Source organism: Streptomyces sp. NPDC058457, assembly GCF_042720695.1.
Classification (GTDB): Bacteria; Actinomycetota; Actinomycetes; order Streptomycetales; family Streptomycetaceae; genus Streptomyces.
In genome coordinates, this window is the sequence record NZ_JBHXLU010000004.1 from 1 (window position 1) to 19,205 (window position 19,205).

The 19,205-nt window shown below is 73.8% G+C and carries 11 protein-coding genes and 1 tRNA gene; 5 read left to right on the forward strand and 7 right to left on the reverse strand.

Annotation, left to right across the window (positions count from 1 at the left end; translation table 11 throughout):
- Window positions 1-115: 115 nt before the first annotated feature.
- Complete coding sequence (locus ACFWPS_RS04970; protein WP_383701042.1) at window positions 116-640, forward strand: DUF4232 domain-containing protein; 525 nt, start codon at window positions 116-118, stop codon at window positions 638-640.
- 178 nt (window positions 641-818) lie between these two features.
- Here the strand turns inward: ACFWPS_RS04970 and ACFWPS_RS04975 are convergent, their stop codons facing one another.
- On the reverse strand, window positions 819-1,955 hold the full coding sequence (locus tag ACFWPS_RS04975) for a DUF2786 domain-containing protein (RefSeq protein ID WP_383701045.1): 1,137 nt from the start codon (window positions 1,953-1,955) through the stop codon (window positions 819-821).
- A gap of 147 nt (window positions 1,956-2,102) precedes the next feature.
- Here ACFWPS_RS04975 and ACFWPS_RS04980 point away from each other — a divergent pair, with 147 nt between their 5' ends.
- Both ACFWPS_RS04980 and ACFWPS_RS04985 read left to right on the forward strand, forming a co-directional pair.
- Window positions 2,103-2,891 (forward strand): Clp protease N-terminal domain-containing protein, encoded by a 789-nt coding sequence (locus ACFWPS_RS04980; protein WP_383701048.1) that lies wholly within the window; start codon window positions 2,103-2,105, stop codon window positions 2,889-2,891.
- Between the two features lie 67 nt (window positions 2,892-2,958).
- Window positions 2,959-4,647, forward strand: a complete 1,689-nt coding sequence (locus ACFWPS_RS04985; protein ID WP_383701051.1) for a bifunctional 3'-5' exonuclease/DNA polymerase — start codon at window positions 2,959-2,961, stop codon at window positions 4,645-4,647.
- 18 nt (window positions 4,648-4,665) lie between these two features.
- On the opposite strand, the gene ACFWPS_RS04990 is transcribed toward ACFWPS_RS04985, so the two are convergent.
- Together ACFWPS_RS04990 and ACFWPS_RS04995 are read right to left on the reverse strand one after the other, a co-directional pair.
- Window positions 4,666-8,388: a BTAD domain-containing putative transcriptional regulator gene (locus ACFWPS_RS04990; protein WP_383701054.1), complete on the reverse strand. Its 3,723-nt coding sequence runs from the start codon at window positions 8,386-8,388 to the stop codon at window positions 4,666-4,668.
- A gap of 497 nt (window positions 8,389-8,885) precedes the next feature.
- The gene (locus ACFWPS_RS04995) at window positions 8,886-9,779 is read right to left on the reverse strand and encodes a glycosyltransferase family 2 protein (protein ID WP_383701057.1); all 894 of its coding nucleotides are present in this window, start codon (window positions 9,777-9,779) and stop codon (window positions 8,886-8,888) included.
- 259 nt (window positions 9,780-10,038) lie between these two features.
- On the opposite strand from ACFWPS_RS04995, the gene ACFWPS_RS05000 reads away from it, so the two are divergent.
- Both ACFWPS_RS05000 and ACFWPS_RS05005 read left to right on the forward strand, forming a co-directional pair.
- On the forward strand, window positions 10,039-11,940 hold the full coding sequence (locus ACFWPS_RS05000; protein WP_383701060.1) for a BTAD domain-containing putative transcriptional regulator: 1,902 nt from the start codon (window positions 10,039-10,041) through the stop codon (window positions 11,938-11,940).
- Window positions 11,941-12,197: 257 nt separating this feature from the next.
- Window positions 12,198-12,470 (forward strand): hypothetical protein, encoded by a 273-nt coding sequence (locus tag ACFWPS_RS05005; protein WP_383701063.1) that lies wholly within the window; start codon window positions 12,198-12,200, stop codon window positions 12,468-12,470.
- An 88-nt stretch (window positions 12,471-12,558) separates the two neighbouring features.
- Here the strand turns inward: ACFWPS_RS05005 and ACFWPS_RS05010 are convergent.
- The 4 genes from ACFWPS_RS05010 to tmk form a co-directional block, all read right to left on the reverse strand.
- Window positions 12,559-12,635 (reverse strand) — tRNA-Thr (locus ACFWPS_RS05010).
- A gap of 106 nt (window positions 12,636-12,741) precedes the next feature.
- Window positions 12,742-14,358: an alpha/beta hydrolase gene (locus tag ACFWPS_RS05015; RefSeq protein WP_383701068.1), complete on the reverse strand. Its 1,617-nt coding sequence runs from the start codon at window positions 14,356-14,358 to the stop codon at window positions 12,742-12,744.
- Window positions 14,359-14,512: 154 nt separating this feature from the next.
- Window positions 14,513-15,718, reverse strand: coding sequence for a DNA polymerase III subunit delta' (locus tag ACFWPS_RS05020; RefSeq protein ID WP_383701071.1), 1,206 nt, complete (start codon window positions 15,716-15,718; stop codon window positions 14,513-14,515).
- A gap of 173 nt (window positions 15,719-15,891) precedes the next feature.
- Window positions 15,892-19,161: a dTMP kinase gene (gene tmk, locus ACFWPS_RS05025; RefSeq protein ID WP_383701073.1), complete on the reverse strand. Its 3,270-nt coding sequence runs from the start codon at window positions 19,159-19,161 to the stop codon at window positions 15,892-15,894.
- Window positions 19,162-19,205 lie beyond the last annotated feature (44 nt).

Below are 19,205 nucleotides of genomic sequence, written 5' to 3' on the forward strand. Positions count from 1 at the left end.
GTGCGGTCCGGCGAAAACACACCTGAAGCGGTCATGGGCGGGGGTGGGCGCGCGGGGCCCGGGCCGGGGCGTGATGATGCTGGGACACCGTCACGACCTCGATGGGGAACTGCTCATGCGCGCCATTCCGCTCACCGTCACCACCGTCACCGCCGTCGCCGCCGCCCTCGCCCTGACCGGCTGCAGCAACGGCGGCTCGGGCTCCAGCGGCAAGAACAGCTCGGCCTGCGAGATCGGCAAGGTCTCCGTCCAGGTCGGCTCAGCGAGCGTCGCGCCGGCCGCGGGGGACACCGGCGAGGTGCCGGTGAGCATCACCAACCAGAGTGCGCCGTGCACGCTGGACGGCTTCGCCGGTGTCACGCTGAAGGCGGGCGGTACGTCGGCGACGGTCGCCGCGCAGTCGGGCGCGAAGGCCGACAAGCTGAAGCTCGCCAAGGGCGACTCGGCGACGTTCTCGGTCAGCTATGTGCGTGGCAAGGACGGCGACGGGGCGAGCCTCGCGGCCACCTCGATGACGGTGTCGCTGCCGGGGAGCGACGCGACGCAGAGCTTCCCGTGGAAGTACGGGGCGGTGGCGGGCAAGGGGGCTGCGGAGAAGCCGAACGCTGCGGTGGGGGCGTTCCAGCAGGCGGGGGACTGATTCGGGGGGCCGATTCGGGGGTGGTGCGGTCGGGCTTCGGCTGACCGCCGGTGGGGGGTTCTCGCGCAGTTCCCCGCGCCCCTGACGGGGCACTCACGGTCGTGATTCGGCACACCGCCGGTGGGGGCTTGTCGCGCAGTTCCCCGCGCCCCTATGGGGCGCGGCCCTTGCGGGGGTCTCAGGGGAGTGGGGTGTGTGAGCGGACCTGGGCCTGGTCTGCTGCTCTTGTGCCTTCTGTCCAGCCGGCTTCGTCGGTCGCTCCGCGCAGGCGGGTCGTGGTGGTGTCCGGGAACATCTGGTGCATGCGGTCGGTCACGGCCAGCTCTCTCGTGGCCAGGACCGGGAGCAGGGCCTGGGGTGCCTCGGTCTCGGCCACGGCCGACCGCGCCGCCGCTCTGAGGCGGTCGCCGACCCGGTGGGCGTACGCCGCCAGGAAGGACTGGCGGAAGGTCTTCGTACGCTTGCGGCCGCCCGCCCGCTGCGCGGCCTCCGCCTTGGTCATCGCGTGTGTCGCCTGCACCAGCAGCGAGGTGTGGAGCAGCTCGACCGCCTCCAGGTCCGCCTCGAAACCGACCACCGTGGAGAAGGCCAGCGGCTCGTTCCACACCGCGCGGCAGTGGTTGGCCGTGGCGACCGCGTCCAGCAGCACCGCCTTGGCCTGCTCGTACGGCGGCTCCACACCGATCCGGCAGGCACCCGGCGCGTCCGGCGCGGGCGCCCCCGCGGCGAGCAGCGCCTCGTCGACGCTGTGCCGGGCCATCAGTTCCTGGGCCTTGGCGCTGAGCGCCTCCGCCTCCTCCGGGTACCCGGTCGCCTCCGCCTTGGCGAGCAGCGCGCGGATCCGGGTGAGCATGCGGGACTGCGGACGGTGCGCGGTCGCAGCGGGTCGGGGCTCGTCAAGGGGCTCCAGGGCGGGCAGCCGCAGCAGCAGCCGGTACAGCTCCAGGACGGCGGTGGCGTGCGAGAAGCGGTCGCCCACGCGCGCATGACCGTCCTGCTGCGGCAGCGCGTCGAGCTGCGCCTGCCAGCGGGGGCCGCGCGGCCGGTCGTCCGGAACCTGCGCCCGGATCAGCCCGGCGGCGAGCCTGACGTGCGGGTCGTCCAGCTCGCGCCGCACCAGTCGTACGACGTCGGCGGGCTGCCAGCCGCGCCGCCAGGCCGCCGCGACGAACTCCCGGCCCCGGTGCACGAGTTCCGCGTCCGCGCCGGAGTCGGCCGCGAGGAGGGACGCGCCCGTGTCGAGGCCGGAGTCGGTGTCGTCGTACAGGGCGCGCTGGAAGGCTCGGTCGACGGTGCTGGGCTGGCTGCTGGTCACGTGTCGATCGTGCCACGCGGCACCGACAGCGGTCGGCGGCCGTCCACACCCTGTGGATAACATCTCGATCCCCACGGCCGGGCCTGTCCGCCGGCGAAGTGTCAACCGTCGGTTGACAGGTGCGGGGTGTCAACCTACGGTTGACATATGGCTACCGCCCCGAACATCACGGCATCCGTACGCCTCGACGACCTCATCGCGGCGATCAAGAAGGTGCACCCCGAACCCCTCGACCAGCTCCAGGACGCGGTGATCGCCGCCGACCACCTGGGCGACGTCGCCGACCACCTGATCGGCCACTTCGTCGACCAGGCCCGGCGCTCGGGCGCGTCCTGGACCGAGATCGGCAAGAGCATGGGCGTGACCCGGCAGGCGGCGCAGAAGCGCTTCGTGCCCAAGGAGTCCACCGCCCTCGACCCCAGTCAGGGCTTCGACCGCTACACCCCGCGCGCGAGGAACGTGGTGATGGCGGCCCACAACGAAGCGGTCGCGGCACGCAACCCCGAGGGCCGCCCCGAGCACCTGGTCCTCGGCCTGCTGGCCGAACCGGACGGCATCGCGGCGAAGGCGATCCTCGCGCAGGGCGTCCTGCTGGACACCGTGCGCCAGGCGGCCACGGCCGCGCTCCCGCCGGCCTCGGACGACGTCCCCGACCTCGTCCCCTACGGCCCGGAGGCCAAGAAGGCCCTCGAACTCACCTTCCGCGAGGCCCTCCGCCTCGGCCACAACTACATCGGCACCGAACACCTGCTGCTGGCCCTCCTGGAACACGAGAACGGCCACGGCGTCCTCAGCGAGCTGGGCATCACCAAGCCCGCGACCGAGGAGTACATCGCCAAGGTGCTGGGACTGCTGCTGGAGCAGAAGAACGCGGCGGCCGAGGCGGCGGGCGCGGCGCAGGCGGCGAGCGGGGCGGAGGAGGGCGGGGCGGGCTGAGCAGTCCGCCGAAATACTGAATCCGCAGGTGAGAGCGATTGTCAGTGGTGGGTGCCACACTCGCAGCATGACCGACCGGTGGGCTCTCGCTCCGGCCGAGGACGGTGGCGTGGACGTCGCCCCCCTCGGTCCGGACGGGCTGCCCGCCGGGCCGGTGCGGCGGGAGCCCGATCTCGCCGCGGCGGTCAGGGACCGCCCGGAGGTCACACGCTGGGTGTGGCGGTCGACCGCCGAGGTCTACCCGCGTCTGCTCGCCACGGGGGTGCGAGTAGAGCGGTGCTACGACATCGAGGACGCCGAGACACTTCTGCTGGGCCACGAGGGACGATCCGGCGAGCCGCACTCGGCCGCCGCCGCCCTGGCCCGCCTCCGCGGCGGTCCCGTACCGCCCGATCCGCCGCTGCGCGCGGCCGAACCGGGCGCGCAGTCACCGCTGTTCGAACCGCAGGGCACCGCCCGTGTCACCCTCGACGAGCTCCTCACGGTCTACGCCGAGCAGCAGCGCAGGCACGACCGGGCCGAACACCCGGAGCGGATGCGGCTGCTGACCGCCGCCGAGTCGGCGGGGATGCTGATCGCCGCCGAGATGAACCGCGTGGGCCTGCCCTGGAGCGCCGAGGTCCACCGCGAGATGCTGCGCGAACTGCTCGGCGAGCGGTACGCGGGCGGCGGCGAGCCGCGCCGGCTGGCCGAGCTGGCCGACGAGGTGTCGGCGGCGTTCGGCAGGCGGGTGCGCCCGGATCTCCCGGCCGATGTGATCAAGGCCTTCGCCCAGGCCGGGATCAAGGTGAAGTCCACCCGCCGCTGGGAGCTGTCGACCGTCGACCACCCGGCGGTGAAACCGCTCCTGGAGTACAAGAAGCTGTACCGGATCTGGGTGGCGCACGGCTGGACCTGGCTCCAGGACTGGGTGCGCGACGGCCGGTTCCGGCCCGAGTTCCACGCGGGCGGTACGGTCACCGGGCGCTGGGTGACCAACGGCGGGGGCGCGCTGCAGATCCCCAAGGTGATCCGGCGGGCCGCGGTCGCCGACCCCGGCTGGCGGCTGGTCGTGGCCGACGCCGACCAGATGGAGCCGCGGGTGCTGGCGGCGATCTCCCGCGACCCCGGGCTGATGGAGGTCGCCGGGCGGGAGACCGACCTCTACCAGTCCGTCTCCGACCGCGCCTTCTCCGGCGACCGCGCTCAGGCCAAGCTCGCCGTCCTCGGCGCGGTCTACGGCCAGACCTCCGGTGACGGCCTGAAGAACCTGGCCGCGCTCAGACGCCGCTTCCCCAAGGCGGTGGCCTACGTCGACGAGGCGGCGCGGGCGGGCGAGGAGGGCCGGCTGGTGCGCACCTGGCTGGGCCGGACCTGTCCGCCGGCGACCGGGGCGGGTGACGGCACGGAGGAGGCGGGGATGCCCCAGGAGGAGCCCGAGGAGCGTGCGGCCGAGGGCTGGGTGCCGGGATACGCCTCCACCAACTCCCGGGCCCGGGGCCGCTTCGCGCGCAACTTCGTGGTCCAGGGCAGCGCCGCCGACTGGGCCCTGCTGATGCTCGCGGCACTCCGCCGGACCTGCACGGACATGACGGCCGAACTGGTCTTCTTCCAGCACGACGAGGTGATCGTGCACTGTCCCGAGAAGGAGACCGAGGCCGTCGTGGCGGCGATACGGGAGGCGGCCGACCTGGCGGGACGGCTGACCTTCGGGCAGACGCCGGTGCGTTTCCCGTTCACGACGGCGGTGGTGGAGTGCTATGCCGACGCGAAGTGATCAGCCGGTTCAGTCGGTTCAGTCGGATCGGTCGGATCGGTCGGATCGGTCACCGGGTGCCAGCAGGTCGCGCAGCTCGGCGAGGACGTCCGGTTCGTCCGTGCCGTCCAGGGCGGTGAGGGCCTCGCGCCAGACGCCGTACGCCTCGCCCGTGCGCCCCTGTTCGCACAGGAGCAGACCGAGTTGGTGGCGGGCGAGACCGCCGCTGTAGCGGTCGGCGCGGGCGTCGGCGCGGCGCAGGAGTTCGGTGCACTCGTGGTGGGCGCGGTCGGTACGGCCGAGGGCGCGCAGCGCGCGGACCAGGCCGAGCCTGGTCTGGGACTCACCGTGCCAGTCGCCGTGGCCGCCGAGGATGCGCAGACTCTCCTCGAAGTGCGCGGCGGCGGCCGCCGGTTCAGCGAGGCTGAGATGGGCGTAACCGATGTTGCAGTGTGCCGAGTGCTGCAGGATGACGGCGCCGATCGCGTCCCCGATCGCCAGTGAGCGCCGGTGCTGCTCGATGGCGGCGCGCGGGTCGGTGTGCTCGTAGAGGTTGCCGAGATGGCTGTGGGTGACGGCCTCGCCGTAGGGGTCGTTCAGCTGCCGGGAGTAGTCCAGGCTCTGCCGCAGCGCCTCGCCCGACTCGTCGTACCGGCCGAGCCCCTCAAGGAGCAGCCCCCGGTTGTTCAGGCCGCGCCGGATCCAGGACGCCGCGCCCAGCCGCCGCCAGAGGGCCAGCGCCCCGTCGGTCAGCGCGAGGGCCTCCCGCTGCCGGCCGGTGAGGAAGCGCAGGCCTGCGAGGTCGCCCAGGGCGTAGGCCTCGGCGGGCTCGTCGGCAAGGCGCCGGGCCGCGGCCAGGGCTGCGGTGCCGAGCACCTCCATCTCGGCGACCCGGCCGCTGCGCAGGACGTAGGGGTAGAGGAGGCGGACGAGCGTGGAGAGGTAGGCGCTGATCCGTGCGTCGGTGGTGCCGGCGTACCGCTCCACCAGGGCGACGATGTTCTCCAGCTCCATGTCGCCCCAGGCGAAGGCGTGTTCGGCGCACTCGAAGGGCGGCAGAGCGGCGGCGTACGGCTGGTGTTCGGGGGGCTGGGCGGTGGTGGGCCGGCGGCGGTCGCCCTGGTCGAGTCCGGGTTCGAGGATCGCGACGAGGGCGCGTTCGGCGACGGCGGCGAACCAGCGCAGGGCGGTGAGCGCGGCCTCGGTGCGGTCGGTGGGGTGGGAGCCGTCGGTGCCGCCGGGCTCTTCCGCCAGCTCGCGGGCGAAGTCCCGGAGCAGGTCGTGCGGGGTGTAGCGGCCGTACGCGGTCTCCTCCAGGAGGGCCACGTCGACCAGCCGGTCCAGGGCGGCCTCGGCGCGGCGCTCGTCGGTGCCGGTGAGCCGGGCGATCAGGGGAGCGCCGTAGGTGGGCAGGTCGAGGGTGCCGACGTGGCGCAGGACGAGGGCGGCGTCGCGGTCGGATGCTCGGCCGGAGGCGGCGAGGGCGTCATGGGCCACGGCGAGAGAGCGCCGGACGCTCAGGTCGTCGTATTCGAGGTGGTGCAACCTGCCCTCGGTGTCCGCCAGTTGGCGAGCCAGCATCTCGGGGGTGAGGGCGCGACGGGCGGCCAGCCGGGCGGCCACGACGCGCAGGGCGAGCGGGAGCCTGCCGGTGAGGCCGACCAGCGGGTGACCGGCGCCGATCTCCGCACGGCCGCTGACCGCGCGCAGCAGTGCCGCGCTGTCCTCGCCGGTGAGCGGTCCGAGCGGGAAGCGGTGGGCGCCGTCGAGCGCGGTGAGCGGCGAACGGCTGGTGACGATCACCGCGCACCCGGGGCCGCCGGGGAGCAACGGCCGCACCTGGGCGGCGTTGGCGGCGTCGTCGAGCAACAGCAGGGTGCGGGTCGGGGCGAGCAGCGAGCGCAGCAACGCGGTGGCCGCGTCGGGGTGTTCGGGGATGTGGCGGGGGTCGGCGCCGAGGTCCCTGAGCAGCGCGGCGAGGGCCTGGCCGGGGGCGAGCGGGGGCATGCCGGGGGTGGCGCCGTGCAGGTTGACGTAGAGCTGGCCGTCGGGGAAACGATCCCGCAGCTGGTGCGCCACGTGCAGCGCGAGCGCGCTCTTGCCGACGCCGGCCATGCCGCTGATCACGGTGAGGGTGGGGCGGGGGCGGGGGCGGGTGGCCGTGGCCTCGGCTTCGCCTTCGGCCTTTGTGTTCCCACCCGCACCACCCGTGACAGTTTCGTGGTCGGGTGCGGGTGGCCCCTGTGGGGCGGATGCGCCGTCGGCGGCTGCGGGGGGATGGGGCTCGGTGAAGGCAGGGGGACCGGGCTCGGTGAAGGCGGGGGCCAAGGCCGTTGCCGTGGTTTCGGGTCGGGGGGCGGCTACCGGGTCAGGGGTTGTTGGCGTGGGTTCGGGGTGGGCGGCGGTAAGGCCGGGGAAGTGGGCGAGAGCCCGGCCCAGCTCTTCGACGACGGCGGTGCGGCCGGTGGAATGGGCGGGGGGTGGCGGAGCGAGGGTGTGGGTCAGCTCTTCGATGACGGTGGTGCGGCCGGTGAAGTGGGCGGGAGATGGGGGGAGTTGGGCGGGGCGGGGGGCCGGGGAGTCGTCGCGCGTAGAACGAGGGGCGACGGGTACGGTCGTGGCTTCGGCGGACTCCGTTCGTTCAACTCGTTCAACTCGTTCAACGGCGCATTCGGCTTTCGACCGACGGCCCGTCGACGCGCCCCTTGGGGGCGCGGGGAACTGCGCGACCGGCCACGACGTACCCGCACCCGCCCCACCCTCGTCAAGCACCCCATCGCCCGAGGAACCCACGTCCGGCACGGTCTCGCCCGAGGCACCCTTGTGCGACATGCCCTCGCCCGAGGCACCCTCATCCGGCGCGCCCCTGCCCGACGCGCTCTCGTACGGCGTGCCCCTGCCGGACGCACCCTCGTGCCGTGCACCGACACCGGACGCACCCTCGTGCCGTGCGCCCCGGCCGGACCCGCCTTCGTACCGCAGCGCCTCCCCCGTCGCGCCACTCCCCCGCAGCACCTCCACATGGGCCCGGCGGACCGCCGGGCCGGGCTCGATGCCCAGGTCGTCTCTCAGGCGGTTGCGCAGGTCGCGGTGGACGGCGAGGGCCTCGGCCTGTCGGCCGGTTCGGTGGAGGGCGAGCATCAGCTGGCGGTGATAGGCCTCACGGAGCGGATACTCCGCGACGAGCGCCGCCAACTCCGGTGCGACGCCGCCCAGCCAGGGCCCGCCGAGGGCGAGCTCCGCGTCGTAGCGCCACTCCAGCAGAAGCAGCCGGGCCTCCTCCAGGCGCTGCACGAAGGCGCGGCCGCCGAAGTCGGCGGGAAGGCCGCCGAGCGGGCTGCCGCGCCACAGCGCGAGCGCGTCGGCGCAGGCGCGCAGCACCGGCGCCCACTCCCGCCGCCCGTGCGCCGCGCGTGCCTGGGCCACCCGGGCGTCGAACACGTCGACGTCCAGTTCACCGTCGTCGACACGCAGCAGGTACCCGGGCGGTACGGCCCGCAGCCGCTCCGGGTCGTCGAGGAGCCGGCGCAGCCGGGTGACGTGGTTGTGCAGCGAGGCGCGCGCCGACACCGGGGGCGCCCCGCCCCACAGGGCCTCCCTGAGCGACTCGACGGAGACGACCCGCCCGGCCTCCAGGAGCAGCGCGGCGAGCAGCGTGCGGACCTTGGGGCTGCCGATGGGGAGTACGTCGGATGCGTCGTAGAGGACCGGAGGTCCCAGCAGTCCGAACCGCAGCTCGTACCGCCGCATCACTCCGCCCATCGCCTTCCCGCGCGGTCATGGCCGACCGCGCCGCACGGCGGACGTACCCGCCGGTCCTGGATCCTGGCGGAATTCCATCCCGTAGGGGATGATTTCCCGCCACCTTCTCTGTGCCGGTCGGAGCCGGAATCCGCTGGATTTCCGGGCTGTTCCCGGAACCGCACGACGGCTTCTCGCCAACGGGTTCGCGACCTCCGGGAGAACCGCTGGCCACATGTTAGCGATCCGTTGGCGAGCCCTGATGTGATCTTCGCATCGGATCGGGTCGGACGGTGCACGCGTAGATCGCGTAACTCGGGGGAGTGTCGCCGCAGGCCTGGGTCCGGGGGCGCAAGAGGGTCCCGGTCGGCGGAGGTGAACGACCGGGACCCTCGTCCCGTCTCCCGGATGGGTTCCAGAATGGTTTTCCGGACGGATTCGCCGAAGGATTCTCGGACGGATTCCCGGTGTCCGAGCGTCCCGATGTCCCGGTGCCCCGGTGTCCCGGTGCCCCGGATTCAGACGACGGGTGGGCGGCCCAGCCTGGTGAGTCGCCAGACCGTGCGCCAGCGCATGGGGCGGCGCTCCCCGGCCGGCTCGCGCAGCCCCTCGGCGAAGCCCGCGAACCAGGCCCGCAGGCCGCCCGTCGAACGGGTGCGCAGGAGCGTGATCAGTATCCAGACGCCCAGGTGGACCGGGATCAGCGGCAGGGGCAGCCGACGGCGGGTCAGCCAGACCCGGTTGCGGGCGGTGACCCGGAAGTAGACGGCGTGCCGGGCGGGCGAGGTCCGGGGGTGCTGGAGGAGCAGCTCGGGCGCGTAGAGGATCTTCCAGCCGGCGTCGGCGGCCCGCCAGGCGAGGTCGGTCTCCTCATGGGCGAAGAAGAACTCGGCCGGCCAGTCGCCGGTTTCGGCGAGCATGTCCATGCGCAGGGCATGGCCGCCGCCGAGGAACCCGGTGACGTAACCCCCGCGCAGGGGATCGGCGTTGCCGACGCGCGGCACGTGCCGACGCTGGGTCACGCCGTGCTCGTCCGCGATGCGGAAGCCGACGATGCCGAGCCGGGGGTCGGCGGCGAACAGATCCCGGACCTGCCGGAACACCTCGACGTCGACGAGCAGTCCGTCGTCGTCCAGTTCGACGACGACGTCCACGTCGCCGAACGCGCGCAGGGCGGCCAGGGCGACGTTGCGGCCCCCGGGGCAACCGAGGTTGTCCTCGACGTCGACGACGGTGACTTCACCCGGCAGGTCGAGACGGCCGGCGAACTCGGGCAGCCGACAGCCGTTGCCGACGATCACGATGCGGTCGGGGGCGAGGTCCTGCTTGGCGACGGACCTGAGCAGGGCGTCGACTTCGTCGGGCCGGTTTCCCATGGTCACCACGGCAACCCCGAGTCTCGGCTCCTGCATGCCCCTCACCCCATCCGGCCGACGGCGGCAGCCGCACCTGTCCCCAAGGATGGCCATTGTTCACCAAGGCGTCACCACAGGTAGGTCGATACTCCATAAATGGGCCTGCCTGGTGGCGCCGCGCGGACGCCCATGCGCACCGCACGCGCACCGCACGCGCACCGGCCGCGAGCCGCTTCCCCACCACGCCCCGGGAAGCGCTCGGACACGCCACGGAGCGCCTCCGGGGGGACGAAGCCGCGCTGTAAATTGCCCGTTCATGCTCTCTGTTCAGGTCCTGGGACCGATCGGTGCCGACATCGACGGTGCACCGGTCCACCTGGGAAGCCCCCGGCAACGTGCGGTCCTCGCCCTCTTGCTGGCGAACCGCGGCCGGGTGGTGCCCGTCGACCGGCTCATCGACCGCCTGTGGCGGGGCGGGCCCCCGCAGAAGGCGGCGGCCTCCCTGCACGTCTACGTGTCGAACCTGCGCCGCGTGCTCGAACCCGGCCGGGCACCGCGCACCCCCGCCGGTGTCCTGGTCAGCGTCGCGCCCGGGTATGCGGTGCGGCTGCCCGAGCACGCGGTCGACGCCTGGCGGTTCGAGGCAGCGGTGCGGCGGGCCCGTACCGCGCCTCCGGCCGAGGCCCGGCGCCTCCTCGAGGAGGCCATCGGGTGGTGGCACGGGGCCGCGTACGGCGAGTGGGCCGACGAGGAGTGGGCGGTCGCCGAGGCGGCCCGGCTGGGTGACCTGCACCTCGCGGCACGGGAGTTGGCGATCGGCGCGACCCTCGCGTCCGGAACCTCGGCGGAGGCGGTGCCGGCGGCCGAGGCGCTCGTGCGGGAGCATCCGCTGCGCGAGGAGGGCTGGCGGCTGCTGGCCCTCGCGCTGTGGGCCGGCGGGCGCCGTGCCGACGCTCTGGCCGAGCTGCGCCGGGCTGCCGCCGTCATGGCCGACGAGCTCGGCCTGGGCCTGGGCGACGCCCTGACCGAGCTGGAGAAGGCCCTGCTGACGGGGCGGACCGAGATCCTGCGCGCGTCGGTGCCGGCGGCGCCGTCAGTGCCGGCAGTGCCGTCGGCGCCCGTACCGGCTCCGGCCGTCCTGTCTGCACCGTTCACTGACTCAGGGGCGGCTCTCGTCGTCCCGTTCACGGGCTCCGAGGCGGCTCCCGTCGTCCCGTCCACGCCCGTCACGAGCCCTGCGGAATCGGCGGATTCCGCGGACTCCGCGGACTCCGCGGCCACGGTCGTCGTCGACCTGCCTGCCGCGGAGCTGTTCGTGGGCCGGGACGGTGAACTGCGGGCCCTGGCCGAGGTGGCGCGTGACGCCCGGCGGGGCGGCGGTGTCGTCCTGGTGACCGGGGAGGCCGATGCGGGCAAGTCGGCGCTGCTCGGCCGGTACCGGCTGTGGTTGCGGGAGCAGGGCTGGACTGTGGTGGTCGGCCGCTGCCCCGAGTTCGACGGCGCCCCCTCCGCCTGGGCCTGGGCGGAGGCACTCGGCGCGCTCGCCCGCCGCGTGCCGCCCACCGACCCGGACGCACTCGGCGCGCTGCTCCAGGAGGCCGGCTACGGCGAACGGGGCGCGGACGGCCACGGGGGCACCGGGTTCCCGGGCGCGGACGGCCACGGAGGCACCGGGTTCCCGGGCCCGGACGGCGGGGCGGCGTCGGCCGGGCGGTTCCGGCTGCACCGGGCGTTCGCCGCCTGGCTGCGGGAGGCCGCCGCGGACGCACCGCTGGCGGTCGTCCTCGACGACCTGCACCGGGCGGACGGCGAGACACTGGCCCTGCTGGAACGCGCCGCCGAACTGGTCGGCTCGGCGGTGCTGGTGATCGCCGCGTACCGCCCGGCCGACGCGGCGGACCGGCTGACCAAGACCCTCGCCGAACTCGCCCACCGCTCGCCGTTCCGGCTGGCGCTCGGCGGGCTGCCGTTGCCGGACGTGGACACCCTGGTCAGCGCGGTGTGCGGGGAGCCGGTCGACACGGCCATCGTGACCGCGCTCGCCGAGCGCACGGGGGGCAACCCCTTCTACGTCCGCGAGAGCGCCCGGCTGCTCGCCAGTGAGGGCGCCCTGGTGGCGGTCTCCGAAGTGCCGCAGGGCGTGCGCGACGTGCTGCGCCGACGGTTGCGGCAACTGCCCGAGGGGGCACCGGCCCCTACGGCACCCCCCGCACCCTGACCGGCCACGTCTTCCACTGGACCGCATCCCCCCAACCCACCACACCCACACCCACACCCCCGCCCCACACCCACACCCACACCCACACCCACACCGTCACCCACGACATCACCTTCGCCACCGAAGACACCACCACCCTCACCCCCACCCAGACCACCCACCTCGACACGCCGGCCGGCGAAATCGCCCGGAACGTCGTACAGCGCCCCGAAACCGAACACGGACTGCCCACCATCAAGATCACCGGCCACGCCACCGTGTCCCTCTCCGGTCAGCCCCACTTCGGCCGCTCGATCCAGCTCGGCGCCCAACATGCCGAACGCGTCCGCGAGTTCTTCACCCGGCACCTGGACGCCCACCTGCACGACCTCGGCTCCTTCCTCACCTCCGAAGCGTTCACGATCACCACCGAGTCCCACGGCCCGGCTCCCACCCACGACACCCCGGACTCCCCCCCACCACGCGACCATCACGATCACCCACCCCGGAACCACGACCCCCGAACCACCACCCCTGCCCCCACCCAGTAGCGCCCCGGGACGGGTCGTGAGCGCCCTCCAGTAGCCCCCCAAAAACCTGAAAACCCCAGATCAGAAGGATCCTGATCCGGGGTTTCAATGGAGCCGCTTTCGGGATTCGAACCCGAGACCTACGCATTACGAGTGCGTTGCTCTGGCCATCTGAGCTAAAGCGGCGCGTCGCCCGCACTATGGTGCGATCAGCGACGTCGGTAAGTCTACACAGTTTCCGGGGTGCTCCGTACCCGCCCCGGAGCAGGGGCTCCGGGGCCGGCCGTAGGGGCTATGAGCAGCGCTTTCCCTCCGCCGGTGGGGTGCCGTCGAGGAGGTAGGTGTCGATCGCCGAGTCGATGCAGGTGCTGCCCCGGCCGTAGGCGGTGTGGCCGTCGCCGACGTAGGTGAGGAGACGCGCCGAGGAGAGCTGGCGGGCCAGGGACTGGGCCCAGGGGTAGGGGGTCGCGGGGTCGCGGGTGGTGCCCACCACGACGATGGGGGCGGCACCCTTCGCCTCGATCCGGTGCGGCTCCCCCGCCGCCTTGACCGGCCAGTAGGCGCAGTTCAGCGACGCCCACGCCAGGTTCGGGCCGAACACCGGGGACGCCTTCTCGAACTCGGGCAGTGCCTTCTCGACCTGCTCGGGGCTGGTGAAGGCGGGCGGCAGGTCCAGGCAGTTCACCGCGGCGTTGGCGAACATCAGGTTCGAGTAGCGGCCGTCGGCGTCCCGCTCGTAGTAGCTGTCGGAGAGGGCGAGCAGACCCGCGCCGTCGTTGTCCTTCATCGCCGTGTGCAGGGCGTCGCGCAGCTGCTCCCACTCCGCCTGGTCGTACATCGCCGCGATCACGCCGGTCGTCGCGAGGGACTCGGTCAGTTTGCGGCCGTCCGGGTCGCCGGTCGGGATGGGGTGCGCGTCCAGCTTCAGGAAGAACGTCCTGAGGTTGTCGGCGATCTGCGTCGGCGTGCTGCCCTTGGCGCCGAGCGGGCAGTCGGTGCGCTTCGCGCAGTCCCTGGAGAAGGACTGGAACGCAGTCTCGAACCCGGCCGTCTGCTGGAGGTTCAGCTCACGCGCGGACAGGGACGGGTCCATCGCGCCGTCCAGGACCATCCGGCCGACCCGCTCCGGGAACAGGCCCGCGTAGGTCGCGCCGAGGAACGTGCCGTACGAGGCCCCCACGTAGTTCAGCTTCGGGTCGCCGAGCACCGCGCGCAGGATGTCCATGTCCCGCGCCGAATCCACGGTGGAGACATGGTGCAGCAGCTGCGCCGAATGCGTCCCGCAGGCCTCCGCGAACGTCTTGTACTCCCCGACCAGCTGGTCCGTCTCCTTCTGGTCGTCGGGGGTCATGTCGGTCTCGGTGAACCTGTCCATCTGCGGCCCGTTCAGACACTCGACGGGTTCGCTGCGGGCGACTCCGCGCGGGTCCACGGCGACCATGTCGTAGCGCGCCCGCACCTCGGCGGGGTAGCCGATGCCCGCGTACTGCTGGAGGTAGTCCACCGCCGAGCCACCCGGCCCGCCCGGGTTGACCAGCAGCGAACCGAGCGGCTTCGCCTTGCCGGTCGCCTTCTTCCGGGCGACCGCCAGCCTGACGTCACCCGCGCCGGGCCTGGCGTAGTCCAGCGGGGCCTTCATCGTCGCGCACTGGAAACCGGGGACCCCGCAGTCGCGCCAGGTGAGCTTCTGGTCGTAGTACGGCGCCAGCACGGACGGCGTCGAGCGGGGCAGTGCGGCCAGCTGGGCGGCGCCGGCCGACGTGGACGCCGAGGTCGACGTCGACGCGCTCCCCGAGGAGGAGCACGCGGAGACGAGCAGGACGGCGGCCGAGAGCAGGGCGGCCGCCATGGTCCGGGTGTGGGCCCGGGGCCGATTTCGGGTCCGGCGGGGGATTCGCCTGATGTGCATCAATCGAGCGTAACGCCGGGAAATGATCTCAGTGCCGTGCGTGGTGACTGTGGCTCGTACGGGTGACCCCGGTCAACGCCGCGCACCCGCCGCAGAGGTTCTCCCGTACGGCGTCGTACGGGGAAGGAACCCCTCCGCGCCCCGGGTGTCCTCGTCAGCCCGCTCTGAGCGCCATGGTCATCGCCTCCACCGCCAGCAGCGGCGCCACATTGCGGTCCAGAGCCTCCCGGCAGGCGGCGATCGCCTCGATCCGGCGCAGCGTGGCCTCGGGCGAGCCGGCCCGGGCCAGCCGCTCCAGGGCATCCTCGGCGTCCCCGTTGGCGATCGCGACCCTGGAACCCAGCTGGAGGGCGAGGACGTCGCGGTAGAAGCCGGTGAGGTCGGTGAGGGCGACGTCGAGGCTGTCGCGCTGAGTCCTGGTCCGGCGGCGCTTCTGCATGTCCTCCAAGTCCTTGATCACGCCCGCCGTACCGCGCGGCAGCCGCCCGCCCTGGACCGCGCCGAGCGCCGCCTTCAGCTCCTCGGTCTCCTTGCCGTCCATCTCCTCGGCGAGCTGCTTGGCGTCCTCCGCCGCCGCGTCCACCAGCTCCTGGGCCGCCTTCAGGCACGCGCCGACCTCGTCCAGCCGCAACGGCAGCTTCAGCACGGCCGCGCGGCGCTCGCGGGCGGCCGGGTCGGTGGCCAGCCTGCGGGCCCGGTCGACGTGTCCCTGGGTGGCGCGGGCGGCGGCCGCGGCCACCTGGGGCTCGATGCCCTCGCGCCGGACGAGCATGTCGGCGACCGCCTCCACCGACGGCGTGCTCAGGTTCAGGTGGCGGCAACGGGAACGGATCGTGGGCAGCACGTCCTCCAGGGAAGGGGCGCAGAGCAGCCAGACCGTGCGGGGGGCGGGCTCCTCCACGGCCTTGAGGACGGCGTTGGCCGACTTCTCGTTCAGCCGCTCGGCGTCCTCGACCAGGATGATCTGCCAGCGGCCTGTCGCCGGGGACGTGTACGACTTGCGGACCGTGTCGCGCATGTCCTTGACCAGGATCTCGGCGCCGACGGCGGCGACCGTGGTGACGTCCGCGTGGGTGCCGATCAGCGCGGTGTGGCAGCCGTCGCAGAAGCCGCAGCCGGGGGCGCCGCCCAGGGCGCGGTCGGGGCTCACGCACTGGAGGGCGGCGGCGAAGGCCCGCGCCGTCTGGTTGCGGCCGGCCCCGGGCGGGCCGGTGAACAGCCAGGCGTGCGTCATCTTCGACGACTCCGGCAGCGGCCGGCCGGCCGCGGCGGCGGTGACGAGGGCGTCGGCATCCCGGGCGGCGGCGGTGAGCACCTCACTCACCCGCTCCTGCCCGACGAGGTCGTCCCACACGGTCATGGGTCACGCCGCCCTTTCGTCACACCTGCATACGTACCGATCCGGAGCTCACCGGTTCCGTGGCCCGAAGTCCACCGGTTCCATGGTCCGGACTCCATTGTGCGGGTGCCCACTGACAACGGGGGCGGCACCGGCCGATACTCCCGGCCCGCGCCGCCCCCGCACCAGAGCCCTCAGCCGCGCCGGCCGCGCCCTCTGCCACGGCCCTGCTCGTCGTCGTACTCCGACTCCTCGTACGACCCCAGCAGCTCGTCCGCCAGCGACGGCAGGTCGTCCAGCGGGGTCTCCTCGGCCCAGTCGGGCCGGGGGCGCCGGCGCCGGGCCGGACCGTCGGTGTCGGCTTCGGCTTCGGCTTCGACCTGCGGCAGCTCGCGGGTGCGGCCCTCGGAGCCGTCCGGGTTCCCGCCCGCCCGCTCGTCCCGGAAGAAGCCGGGCGGCATCCGGTCCGCCGGGGCATCGGTGGGAGCCGCGGCATCGTCGCGCACGGGAGGCAGCACGGCGGTCTCGTCCGCCGCCCCCGCAGACCGCACCGGCGGCAGCACGGCCGTCTCGTCGGCCGCGCCCACGGGAGGCAGTACGGCCGTCTCGTCCGCCGCCCCCGCAGACCGCACCGGCGGCTGCGGCAGCTCCGCCGTCACCTCGGAGTCGGGCTCCCGGGCCGCGGACGCCCGCTCGTCCCGCACCGGGCGCAGCACCTTCGTCTCGTCGTCCCGGGCCTCCGACCCGCCCCGCCCGGCCTCCGGCCTCACCACCGGCGTCGGCACGGTCATCGCCTCCGGCGTGACGCCGGGTGCCGTCGGCTGCCGGGCGGCGGACTGCTGGGCGGCCACGTCGGCCGCTGCCGCCGCCTCCGCCGCGGCGCGCCGCGCCTGCTCGGCCTTGAGCAGGGCCTCCTCGGCCTTGCGCTGCTTCTCCAGGCGCCGTTCCTCGGCCTCGGCGCGCAGCCGGGCCTCCTCCTCGGCCTGCTTGCGGCGCTGTTCCTCCTCGACCTTGCGGCGGGCCTCGGCCTCCGCGCGGGCCTTCTCCTCGGCGAGCAGCCGGGCCTGCTCCTCCTCGGCCCGCCTACGCGCCTCCTCGGCCCGCAGCCGGGCCTCCTCCGCCTGCCGTTCGGCCTCGCGGCGCTGCGCCTCCTCCAGCTCGCGGCGCTTGCGCTCCTCCTCCTCGGCGCGCAGCTTGGCGAGCTGCTCCTGGCGCTCGCGCTCCAGGCGCTCCTCCTCGGCCTTGCGCGCGGCCTCTTCCTCGGCCTTGCGGCGGGCCTCCTCCTCGGCCTTCTTGCGCGCCTCCTCGGCGGCCTTGACCTCGGCCTCGGACAGCGGCAGCACGGTGTCGAGCCGGGCCCGGACGACGGTGGTGACGGCCTCGGGCTCCTGGCCGGCGTCGACCACCAGGTAGCGGCCGGGGTCGGAGGCGGCCAGCGTCAGGAAACCGGCCCGCACGCGCGCGTGGAACTCGGCGGGCTCCGACTCCAGCCGGTCGGGCGCCTCGGTGAACCGCTCGCGGGCGGTCCCCGGCTCCACGTCCAGCAGGACGGTCAGATGCGGGACGAGTCCGGCGGTCGCCCAGCGGTTGATACGGGCGACCTCGGTCGGGGACAGGTCGCGGCCCGCGCCCTGGTAAGCGACGGAGGAGTCGATGTACCGGTCGGAGATGACGATCGCGCCGCGCTCCAGAGCGGGCCGGACGACGGTGTCGACGTGCTCCGCGCGGTCGGCGGCGTAGAGAAGGGCCTCCGCGCGGTGCGACAGACCGGCGGACGAGACGTCGAGGAGGATCGAGCGCAGCCGCTTGCCGACCGGGGTGGCGCCGGGCTCGCGGGTGAGGACGACCTCGTGGCCCTTGGCCCGGATCCACTCGGCGAGGGCCTCGGCCTGGGTGGACTTGCCGGCGCCGTCGCCGCCCTCCAGGGCGATGAAGAAACCGCTGGCCGTGGGTGCCTGCGCCGGGTCGTCGCCGCCGAGCAGTGCGTCCCGCAGGTCGTGGCGGAGCGGTACACCCGCGCGGTCGTCGACCTTGGCGAGCACCAGCGCGGCCACCGGCAGCAGCAGCGCGCCGACCAGCATCAGCGTGAAGGCAGCGCCGCCGTGCGCGAACACGAACTTGCCGTTCTCCAGCCGGTGCGGCCCGATCAGCGCGGCCACCAGGGGGGCGATCAGCGCGCCGAGCGCTATGGCGACCCGGACCACCGCGTGCAGGTGCTCGGTGGTCCGCGTCCGGCGGGAGTCCTCGGTCTCCTGGTCGAGCAGGGTGTGCCCGGTGTTGGCGGCCACGCCCGCGCCGATGCCGGCCAGCGCGACGATCAGCAGCACGGTGGTGACGTCCGGGACGAGCCCTGCGGCCAGCAGCGCGATGCCGGTGAAGGCGATCGCCAACGACAGCAGCCGGCGGCGGGAGAGCGTCGGCAGCAGCGCGGGCGCCGTACGGATGCCGGCGGCGACCCCGCCGGTCAGGGCGAGCACCAGCAGGCCGTACAGCACCGGGCCGCCGCCCAGGTCCTTGGCGTGCAGCACGGAGACGGCGACGGCTGCGGAGATCGCCCCGGCGACCGCGGCGCAGGCCAGCACCAGGAGCGGGATGGCGCCGGTGCGGCCCAGGTCGGTGCCGGCGGCTGTCTTGGGGCGGCGCAGGCCCTCCAGCGGGGACCGCGCGCGGGGGGTGCGGGTGCCGGGCACCTCCAGGGAGACCAGCACCGAGAGGGACGCGGCGAACAGGCCCGCCGCCACGTACGACCCGAGGGCCGCCTGATGCTGGGCGAACCAGGCGATGCCCGTGCCCAGCAGGTTGTTGACCAGCGACGCGACGACCAGGGCGGTGGCCGCGAGCGGGATCGCGAGGAACGTCGTCCGCAGCGACAGGCGGCGCAGGGCGTCCAGGTGGTCGGGCAGCGGTCGTACCGTCGCGCCCTCCAGGGGCGGGGCGGGCAGCAGGGCGGGGGCCGTGCTCTCCCGGCAGACGGTCCAGAAGCGCTCGGCGACTCCGGTGACGAAGGCCGTCACCAGGAGGAGCGTCAGGGCGTTCGCCGGCGTCCAGTCGATCCACAGGGGCGCGATGATCAGCAGGACGGTGCGCAGGCCGTCGGCGCCGACCATGGTCCAGCGCCGGTCGAGCGGGCCGTCCTGCCCGGTCAGCGCGGTGAGCGGGCCCAGCAGGACCGCGCCGAAGAGCAGAGTGGCGAGAATGCGCACCCCGAAGACGACCGCCACCGCGAGCGCCGCACCGCGGTATCCGCCGCCGAACGAGCTCTGGGCGACTGCCGCCTGAAGCGTGAGCACGACAAGCACCAGCAATGCCAGGCTGTCGCCGATCCCGCTCACGAGCTGGGCGCTCCACAACCGCCTGAGTTCGGGTCGGCGCAGCAGCGAGCGGACGGCGCGCTCGCGGGAATCCGCTACCAGCGCGTCGTCCGGATCTGTCGGGGGGGCCGTTGCCTGCTCGGCTCGCGTCATGCTTTCAGCCTATCGGCAGCCGCCGACAGCCTGGCGCGACCGTC